The 7,267-nt window shown below is 50.7% G+C and carries 6 protein-coding genes; 1 reads left to right on the plus strand and 5 read right to left on the minus strand.

What is annotated here, in order from left to right; genetic code table 11:
- Positions 1-63: 63 nt before the first annotated feature.
- Together AAF564_24690 and AAF564_24695 are read right to left on the minus strand one after the other, a co-directional pair.
- Positions 64-510 carry a hypothetical protein gene (locus AAF564_24690; GenBank protein MEM8488767.1) on the minus strand — a complete coding sequence of 149 codons (447 nt, stop codon included), beginning with the start codon at positions 508-510 and terminating at the stop codon, positions 64-66.
- 262 nt (positions 511-772) lie between these two features.
- Positions 773-2,254 carry a sulfatase gene (locus AAF564_24695; protein MEM8488768.1) on the minus strand — a complete coding sequence of 494 codons (1,482 nt, stop codon included), beginning with the start codon at positions 2,252-2,254 and terminating at the stop codon, positions 773-775.
- Positions 2,255-2,436: 182 nt separating this feature from the next.
- Between AAF564_24695 and AAF564_24700 the strand changes: the two genes are divergently transcribed.
- Positions 2,437-3,960, plus strand: a complete 1,524-nt coding sequence (locus AAF564_24700; GenBank protein MEM8488769.1) for a PQQ-dependent sugar dehydrogenase — start codon at positions 2,437-2,439, stop codon at positions 3,958-3,960.
- 26 nt (positions 3,961-3,986) lie between these two features.
- Here the strand turns inward: AAF564_24700 and AAF564_24705 are convergent, their stop codons facing one another.
- From AAF564_24705 to AAF564_24715, 3 genes are read right to left on the minus strand one after another with little or no spacing between them, the layout of a single operon-like run.
- Positions 3,987-6,236, minus strand: a complete 2,250-nt coding sequence (locus AAF564_24705; protein ID MEM8488770.1) for a DUF5916 domain-containing protein — start codon at positions 6,234-6,236, stop codon at positions 3,987-3,989.
- A gap of 34 nt (positions 6,237-6,270) precedes the next feature.
- Positions 6,271-6,672 (minus strand): MerC domain-containing protein, encoded by a 402-nt coding sequence (locus tag AAF564_24710; GenBank protein ID MEM8488771.1) that lies wholly within the window; start codon positions 6,670-6,672, stop codon positions 6,271-6,273.
- A 47-nt stretch (positions 6,673-6,719) separates the two neighbouring features.
- Positions 6,720-7,163 (minus strand): DUF3299 domain-containing protein, encoded by a 444-nt coding sequence (locus tag AAF564_24715; GenBank protein MEM8488772.1) that lies wholly within the window; start codon positions 7,161-7,163, stop codon positions 6,720-6,722.
- Positions 7,164-7,267: the final 104 nt, after the last annotated feature.

Raw genomic sequence — 7,267 nt, forward strand, 5'->3', positions numbered from 1 at the left:
AATTTACTACACCCTGAAGTATGAATACTAAAAATAACAGTGTACTCCAAATCGCCCGGAACGTCACTTATAAACCCGCGTCCAGCCTGAATCATCCCATTTGAGTAGGGATAGTCCAGTAAAAGGATCCTCCAATGTGCTCACATCTGCAAATGCAAAAAGGGTGTCGTTTTGCGCAAAAACAGTTTTAAAGTGGCACAGCGCATTCGTTTGCAACAACACCAGATGATCACAATCACCACCTTCAAGAGCCTGCCAATGTATACCGTCCCAACGAGCCACACCGACTGCCACAGCATTACCTACACGCAAGAACGAACCAACAGCATAAAGGTCATCACCAGCAACTACTACCCTGTCAATTTCTGAGGCGAATTCAATGTGTCCACCAAATCGCTGGCTCCATCGTTGATCCGCCTCCACTTGTTGGCCCAATATGGGTAAAGGTAAGACCGCACTGAATAGTAGTAGAATAACGCACTGGTTGATACGCGAATATAGCGATGCCATAGTCCTCGAAGAAGTTGTATACTGGCGACAAGATTATTGCTTTGATGGTTCGGATAAGCCTATTGGCAACCATCTACCTTTTCCGTTCGCTACGTCCGTCAAATTAGACTGAAAGCCACATTCTTTTAATTTGTCTATGAACCGCGGATAACATGGCATTCAACAGTAATCCTCCAAAATGCTAAAGATAATTGTTAGGATCCCTTTAGGAAGTGTCCTGCTAGAATCACGCATTAGCAATGCCTTTCATCCATAAACCAGTTTAATCGATTCCCATCCAATTTGGCTGCCGGCTCCCATCGACTTTATCCAATTCAGCAGTCAGCAAGCTATCCAGTGGCCCCACAATAGCATGCAGGTCTGGATCTTGCCGGTTCACATGCCGCTGAAAAGTGCCGTACCCCTGTCCGTAAGTAATATCGCCCAGCAGGTTGTTATGCTGCTCCGGGTCCGTGCGCATGTCATACAGCTCATACTGATCCCATACGCCGTGGTAGGTCATGTAGCTGTAGTCTCTCGTGCGCAGGCCAAACGTTGTTGGGGTTTGCACCGCGTTAGGGTCGATGAAGTACTCATACACAAAGGCATCGCGCCAGGTGGTGTTATCTCCCTCGATGAGCGGGACTAACGAGGCGCCATGCATGGTCTCTGGTGCAGACAATCCTGCGAGGTCGAGCATGGTTGGGCCAAGGTCTACATTGAGGATAAACTCGGAGTTAATCGTCGGCTCGCCAATTTTAGCCGGCCAATGCACAAACGCCGGCACACGGATGGATTCTTCATACATCACACGCTTGTCGATCAAACCGTGCTCCCCCATCATGTAGCCATTATCGCTGTAATAGATGATGACGGTGTCTTCCAGTTGCCCCAGCCGTTCCAGCGTATCCGTGATTTTGCCGATACTTTCATCCACGCCAAGCATACACTCACTGTAACGCTGGAAAAAGCCGTTATAGTCGCCATAGTGGTTCACACTTGTGTGTCCCAACCCCCAGTCGCGATCTGCGCCATGCCAGCTTACACGTTGGTTTTTAAGCCATTGCGGTTTGCCTGTAAAATTTTCTTCCGCGTCGGGGCGTGGTACAACCACGTCCGCATAACGACCTTCATGGCGCGGCGCCGGCGTGAACGGCTCATGCACTGATTTATGTGACAGAAAAAGAAAGTATGGCTGATCGCTCCCAGCTTGCGCCTCAATAAATGCCATGCTCAAATCGGTGAGGATATCTGGTGTATATCCTTCATACTGCTCCAATGCACCGTTTATGTTCATCTCTGGGTCGTTGTATGGGCCCTGCCCTTTAAACGAAGCCCAATAGTCAAAACCTGGGCGCGGCATGTCATTCTTTCCACCCATATGCCATTTCCCCACAAAGCCGGTATGATACCCGCCTTTCTGTAACTCCTGCGGGAAGGTCGGTGTGCCAGCAAGAATCGGCGTTTCATTGTCGATAACCCGGTGCGTGTGCGCATATTGCCCGGTGACTATAGAGGCTCTGCTGGGTGAACAGAGCGACGTGGTCACGTACGCATGATCAAAATACAGGCTGCTCTCAGCCAGCTTATCGATGTTCGGCGTTTCCATCCACGGGTGTCCCCTGAAGCTGAGGAAATCGTGGCGCTGATCGTCAATCAGGATGAAGATGATATCTGGCTGATCTGATGGGGCCTGCGGTGCGGGGGTGCATTGGAGTCTTAAAACGCCAAGCAGTAAGAGGAAATAGGCCAGGATCTTTTGCATGAGGGCGCGCGGGCTAATTGGGATGGCAAGGTCCTAATCTTTGAAAAAAATTGCCCTTAAGCAAACATGCTATCTTACGACATCCGAGCAATCAATTTGTCCCCTGTTTAACGAACACCGAAACCTGGTACATCAGCTACGTATACTCGGGCAAACATCTTCCAACATCACCGACCCCGATTTTGCTATCCAAACAGTTTCCCTTCACGGTCCTCCTTGCGCTTGTATTTATGTGCCTGCTACAAGGCTGCATCCGACCAGATGCCTTTTACGGACTCTACCTCACAGAATGTGCTGCATGTCATGGCGATGGCTTTGAAGGCACCGGGCAGGGCCCTGCCCTCGCGAGCACCACGCCAACAGAAATGGGTACGCAAGCGGCGCTTGTTGAGGTCATCACTAACGGGGTGCCCGAAAAAGGGATGCCGGCTTTTGGCGAAACCCTCAGCGCCAATCAGATCAAACGACTGGCCATTCAGATTGCCGAAGTGCAGCTTGCCGGCGTAAAAGAAGGGGACTTTTATAATATCAAAGAGGCGTTTACGCTGCCAAAAGAACCGCTACAAACTGAACTGCACACCTTTCGCGTTGCACCCGTTGCAACCGGCCTTGACCCGCTACCTTATGCAATTGCCCCCTTGCCTGATGGTCGCATCCTCGTTACTGAAAAGAAGTATGGCCTCAGAATTGTCGCACCCGACGGGTCTCTATCACCGCTGCTTGAAGGCACACCCCAAACCTTCACAGATGTGTATGAAGATCCCACCCTGTTTATTCAATATGGCGGCGGCTGGTTGCTGGACCTAGCCCTGCATCCGGACTATGCGGAGAACGGTTGGGTTTACATGACCTACGGCGACCGTTGCACAGCGTGCAATGACGCAAGCCGCGCATCAGGTGAAGATGTCTCCATGCTCAAACTCATCCGCGGGCGCATGGCTGGCAATAAATGGGTAGATGAAGAGACGATCTGGCAGGCAGACTCCTCATCGTACACAATATCTCCCGATATTACCCTGGGTGGGCGGATTGCATTTGATGACGCCGGCCACCTCTATTTCACGGTGGGCATGAAAGGCTACAACAACCACTTCGGCATTCAAGACCTGGATCAGCCCGCTGGTAAAATTCACCGCATATATCTCGATGGGACTATACCTGAGGACAATCCTTTTGTTAGTCAGCCAGACGCCCTACCAAGTATCTGGTCTTACGGTCACCGCAGTCCACAAGGCCTCGAGTTTAACCCCCGTACTATGCAACTCTGGGGCACCGAGATGGGGCCACGTGGCGGAGATGAAGTGAACCTGATCCAGCCCGGCAAGAATTACGGCTGGCCGTTACATTCCCTTGGGCTAGATTATGACGGCACCCCGGTCTCGTATGGAGAGCAGTTGGGTATTGAGGTAGACATGGCAACAATCGAACTACCCAAATTAGACCTGACACCTTCGCCGGCTGTCTCCAGTTTCATCATCCATGATGGTAGCACCTTCCCCGAATGGAAAGACAATCTGATTGTCGGCTCATTAAAAGCCACTGAACTGTACCGGATGGTTGTCGAAGGCGATGAAATTGTACACAAAGAAACCATCATCAAAGGGTTCACACGAATCAGAGACATTGAGCACGGCCCAGATGGCACCATCTACCTGTTGCTGGAGCACGCAGATGGCGGTCAGATTGTGAAACTACAAAGAGACTAGACCGATCATCGCACAGCAGACGATCACTACAAAATGAAGGTATGCGTGTATTTCAGCAAAAAGGTCCTGCTCTCGGTTACAGGCAAGCGTGGGGCCTGCGGCTGGAATCTGTCGGTGTTTACGCCTTCGTTGTACACCAGCCAGAGGTCGTGCCCTTCACCAAAGTGGTAGCGCAACCGTGTGTTCAAACTGAGCCGGCCCGCGAGGCTATTGTACTGCACAAACGAAGCAGCAGAAAAGTGGGTATTGAGGGCCGCCCGGATTCTTACCCTCGGCAAATGCGCCGTAAATCGCTGGTCGCGATCGGGGAATCTGATTATATTTAACCCGTAACTCGCACCCAATTCGAGGTGTTTGGAGACATTCCATGCCAGCCCCGGCGAAAGAGAGGTTCGCCAGCCGTCATAAAAACTGCCACTTATCACTTCCGCCTCTGGTCTAAACTGCCACCCCTCAGGTGCGCCGGCCTCAAGCCACACGTCGTGAAACCAGTACGAACCAGTCGGCACTTCTACGTCTTCCGCCAGCGAAAAAGGGGAAAGCACATCTTCGTAGAAATGATCTGTTGAAATCAGGAACGTGGCGCCATTCTTCAACTCAAACCAGTAAAATGGATGCGCCCAAAACGACTCAACCGTGCCATCGCCATTTCTGAAATAGGCAGAGGTCCAGTTGCCAATCCAGTACCTGCGTAATGGCGAGGATGCGTCTTTAAAATTCTGATAGTTTACATCGGGCGAGACGTGGGTAAAGTCGGTTCTGCGGGTAAAGCCCATTCCCGGCAGGTAATCAGGACCAGACCAGGTCACGCCAAGATCGTAGCTTAGGCCTTCAATTTTGCGCCGCGTCCAATTGAACACTGCGCGGCTGGCATCCAGAAACTGGTAGTCATCGCTGTCAACGTGCGCCTCATCAAAACTCTGCACCCATTTCATGGTCAGGTACTCATCGCCGATGACCCGAATGATGCCATCGAGTCCCACTGCCACATTGTAGGTACCGTCTTCATCGAGCCGGCTGGTGACCATTCCTCCCACAGTTGAATAGGCGTTGAACGCTTGTTTACGGAGCCGCAATACGCCAAAGTTCTCCGTGGGCAAGCCATCCTGGCGGGCGGTTTGCATATTTAAAAAACCCACATCCCATGCATTAATTCGTCCAACCATTCGTGCGCCGCCCAATACGCGGACGGGCTCGCCATTGACGAGTCCAATCCGTCGGCTGTGAAACAGGCGGCTGCTTGCGCCACCGGTGTCAAAATCAAAAATGCCGGCGCGCTCTTGAAAGAACTGTCGTTTTTCAGGGAAAAAGAGGGAGAAGCGCGTAAGATTAATTTGCTGATCGTCCGCCTCCACCTGGGCAAAGTCTGTGTTGGCTGTTAAGTCGAGCGTAAGATTGGGCGTCAGATTGTACTTTAAGTCCAGGCCTATTTCGCGTGACGGATCACCATCCAATTCATAGGCTGAGCCGGCTTCATTCAGTTCAGCAAACTGATTCCCGCCGCCCAGTACATACGGCGAAACGTAAAGCGGATTCCGTCGCTCAATTCCTTCCAGAATCACATCTTGCATTTGGGAAGGCTTTCGATACCCGTTGTTGAATTCGGGAGAGATATCTGGAAAAAGGTGGCGTTCATTTGTGGTTGTCAGCCACCGATAAACAGACAGCCCAAATACAGCACGCCCATCTTCTACCTGGAAGCCCAGGCTTGTGAAAGGAATTCTGATTTCAGAAAACCATCCATCATCCGTGATGGTAGATGAAGCATCCCAGAAACTATTCCAGTCAAAATTCAGCCGCCCCTCTGCATCATTGGACACCGCACCGTCTGCTCGCAAGCCCAGCGGCGTTGTGTAAAACCACAGGGCTGACTCGTTATCGTTAAACGTATCAAGCAAGATCCCAAATGTATCATCGCCGCTCCATCCATCGCGATAAAGTGAGTTGGCGCGCATGTCCGACATGTCATTGACATAAAAGTGGCCGGCTGCATAGATGTAATTATCATCGTATGCCACACGGATTTCGGTACGCGTTGTTTTTTCACCGCGATAGGTGGGCGAATACGCAATTAAAGGAAAGGGTGTGATGCCTGCCCAGGCCGCCTCGTCGATCCGGCCATCAATTTTTAGCGGCCCCTCAATGCGCTGCAGATTAATAGGTGCTGCCTTGTCTGCAGATTGCAAAGCCTCGTAGTCAAAAGTACTAGTCTGTGCAAAGGCTGGTGATGCCCATGCGAAAAATCCTGCAAGGAGAAACAGTCGGGTCTTAAGCACGCCGTCTATTGTTTAACGTGTGGGTGATTGTTGTTTATACGTGGGTGTGGTGGTGACTGTGTGAATGCCTGTTGCCAATGTGCCCGGCAATCAACATCAAACTGCCGGTAACGGTTAACGCGATTTCAGCAAGTTCTCCCACAAACTCGCCAACGAGGATTGCGCTGCCAACCAACGTCAGGCCCGCTAGCAACATGACGACTACCCAACGCCGGGTTTGCCATGCTTTAGAGCGCCAGATCGCTAAGCCTGTAACTGGAATAAGGATCAATAGAAAAAGTGTATGTACCCATTCAGACACAAACCACGCCGTTGCACCGGCTAACAACACCGGCGTTGCGATGCAGTGCAACAGGCACAGGCTGGAGAAGAACATACCAGAGATGTCCCACCATCGCACCGTTTTTTTGAGTGTCATGGAGTTTTTAAGCGTCATGGAGCCAGTAAGCTTGAATTAAGTTATGTGCTATAAAACAGGAATTATCAATCGGCCTGACGGGCATCTTTGATCAAAAAGAAAACACCCATGGGGCCATCGGGCAGCAGTTCAAGCGTCCCTGCAACCTCAATGGGCTGCATGGTGTATTCAATCCCTTCGCCTTTAGAAACTTTCACTTCAATAAATTGCGATTGTGTGCCAGGCGCGCAGAACTGGCAGCCTTCCAGCGGCACCATGCTCAAGATGAAGTGTTTCTGTTTCATCGTGTTTTCCAGCGGCATCATAAAGCCATTAATCTGGATGTCTTTGCCGGCCAGCTTTTTTACCCCAGGCCCAAACTCCATCTCCCAGGTAGCTTTATTCTCGACAATTTTCAAATCTGCCAACTCATCCCAGGAAATCACTTTCTGGGCAATTGCCTGGGAAGGTGCAAGCATGATCACTAATGCAAGCAGCACAAGACGAGGTAAAATGTTAGATGTAGACATATAATACGCGGTAGATTTTCACTAGTAAGTTGTGCTGGAATCTTATATTATTTTTAGGTGAGACTATGGAAATGCGGTGGGGGAATCAAGGGAGTATCGAAGGG

The sequence above is a fragment of the Bacteroidota bacterium genome (assembly GCA_039111535.1).
Taxonomy (GTDB): domain Bacteria; phylum Bacteroidota; class Rhodothermia; order Rhodothermales; family JAHQVL01; genus JBCCIM01.